Source organism: Staphylococcus sp. EG-SA-2 (genome assembly GCF_017152085.1).
In genome coordinates, this window is sequence record NZ_JACYHC010000652.1 from 1 (window position 1) to 2,177 (window position 2,177).

General features: G+C 32.4%; 5 protein-coding genes. 3 read left to right on the plus strand and 2 right to left on the minus strand.

Translation table 11 applies throughout. From position 1 onward, the window contains the following. A partial coding sequence (locus tag IDG60_RS11685) for a helix-turn-helix domain-containing protein (RefSeq protein ID WP_164790308.1) occupies window positions 1–431 on the minus strand: 431 nt, incomplete at its 3' end. Between the two features lie 158 nt (window positions 432–589). Here IDG60_RS11685 and IDG60_RS11690 point away from each other — a divergent pair. Together IDG60_RS11690 and IDG60_RS11695 are read left to right on the plus strand one after the other, a co-directional pair. Further along, window positions 590–814, plus strand: coding sequence for a helix-turn-helix domain-containing protein (locus IDG60_RS11690; RefSeq protein WP_000338186.1), 225 nt, complete (start codon window positions 590–592; stop codon window positions 812–814). Window positions 815–831: 17 nt separating this feature from the next. Beyond that, window positions 832–1,092, plus strand: a complete 261-nt coding sequence (locus tag IDG60_RS11695) for a transcriptional regulator (RefSeq protein WP_000435341.1) — start codon at window positions 832–834, stop codon at window positions 1,090–1,092. 23 nt (window positions 1,093–1,115) lie between these two features. Here the strand turns inward: IDG60_RS11695 and IDG60_RS11700 are convergent, their stop codons facing one another. Beyond that, on the minus strand, window positions 1,116–1,655 hold the full coding sequence (locus tag IDG60_RS11700; RefSeq protein WP_000351243.1) for a hypothetical protein: 540 nt from the start codon (window positions 1,653–1,655) through the stop codon (window positions 1,116–1,118). 56 nt (window positions 1,656–1,711) lie between these two features. Between IDG60_RS11700 and IDG60_RS11705 the strand changes: the two genes are divergently transcribed. Further along, a partial coding sequence (locus IDG60_RS11705; RefSeq protein ID WP_169539143.1) for an antA/AntB antirepressor family protein occupies window positions 1,712–2,177 on the plus strand: 466 nt, incomplete at its 3' end.

Below are 2,177 nucleotides of genomic sequence, written 5' to 3' on the forward strand. Positions count from 1 at the left end.
GCACCACATGCAATATACGATACTAGTTTAGACTCTTTATATCCATCTATAGAAGTGACTTTATTCTGTTCTTCCAATTGTTCATTTGCATAGTTAAGTACGTTTTCTTGGCGGGGAGGTGTGAGTTGAGAAAATATGTTATTGATTTTTGACATTATCGTTTCATCTTGACGTTCTTCATCAGGAACTCGATAAGAATCTACATCATACCCCATAAGCCACGCTTCACCAACGTTCAGAGTTTTAGAAAGTAGGTAAATTCTATCTTGGTCGGGTGATTGTACGTCGTTAATATATTGAGATAAAGTGCTTTTACTTAAAGATATACCTAGTTTCTTTTGATAAGGTTTCGATTTATTAATGATATCTACTTGTTTTAAGTTTCTTATTTTCATAATGTGTTTAAGTCTATTTGAAACTTTTTCTCTCATTTAGTGCACCTCCGTTTGATAACTTCATAATAAAGCTTGTTGAACAAAAATTCAACAAAAAAGTTCATAAATCATGAATTTTTGTATTGACTTGATTCAAAACAAGGTGTAAAGTATAGTTAAGTTCATGATACGTGAACTTGAGAGGAGGTGCTTTTATGTGTTACGACTACTCACGTTTGAGCGGGAAAATAGTAGAAAAGTATGGCACTCAGTACAATTTTGCAATTGCTATGAAATTGTCAGAGAGAAGTTTATCCTTAAAACTCAACGGTAAAGTTGGTTGGAAAGACAGTGAAATATGGAAAGCTATACAACTACTAGATATACCGGTAGAGAAAATACACTTATATTTTTTTAAAGAAAAAGTTCATGTTATATGAACTTAAGGAGGGACACAATGGAACAAATCACGTTAACCAAAGAAGAGTGTGTCGAACAATGCATCAATAAAGACTTAAAACTTTTAGATTATCGAGTTCAACAAATTTTAGAAGGTGTTCTATCAGAAAGTACCACATACGGTGATGCAAGAAATAAATTAGAAACATTGAAAATTATTGCTGAATCTCATTTTAAAACCGAACATGCTTCAGTTATTTACAAATTAGCATTGAAAAAGTTAGACGAAAAAATCAACGCCACTCCAATTAAAGAGTGACGGAAAGGGAGGATTTTAAATGTTTAAGGTTTTAAATGATATAAAAACTTCTTTAAAAAACCATCCTTGGGGTTGGAAAGAGCACTTACCTTATTTGCTGATGTTAACTCTGTCACTTGTGGCTCTGATTCTCGGTGTTCTGTCCGCGATTCTATGATAACAGGCTTTATATAGATTCCTTTGTTGGTAGTGACTTTGATAGTCACATCCCATTCCCATATCACTGGATATTCTTCGAGCAAAAAAGTACATTCTACACTTTCATAAGGTCCTAAAGTAAATGGAATGGAGTAGTTTTTATCTTTATATCGTATAGGTTTGAACGTTTTTTGTTCATTTACTTTATTTTTAATATCAAATTCAACGTCAATAACAGAAATGGGAAACTTTGTGAAATTAATAAATGTTATATCGTTGTAACTTGATTTGTCATCGACCAAGTAATTAAAGCTTCTGGTAGGTATAACATCGATGTTAAGAGAATCTTTCATATAGTCTAAATAATATTTAAGTGCAGTCAGTAAGAAACTAAAAATTGCGATACAAATCGCGATTATGTCCATACTTATCACCTCCTTAGGTTGATAACAACATTATACACGAAAGGAGCATAAACAATATGCAAGCATTAAAAACAAAATCGAACATCGGCGAAATGTTCAACATACAAGAAAAAGAAAATGGAGAAATCGCAATAAGTGCAAGAGAGTTATATAAAGCTTTGGAAGTTAAAAAGCGTTTTAGCGCTTGGGCAGAAATTAACTTGAAGCATTTCAAAGAAAATAGGGATTTTACAAGTGTACTTACAAGTACGGTTGTTAATAACGGAGCTGTAAGACAACTAGAAGATTATGCTTTAACACTTGATGTAGCTAAACATGTTGCGATGATGTCAGGTACAGAAAAAGGTTTTGATTTTAGAGAGTATTTCATCCAAGTAGAGAAAGCATGGAACAGTCCAGAAATGATTATGCAACGTGCTTTAAAAATTGCTAACAACACAATCAATCAATTAGAAACAAAGATTGAACGTGATAAACCAAAAATTGTATTTGCAGATGCAGTAGCTACTACTAAGACATCAA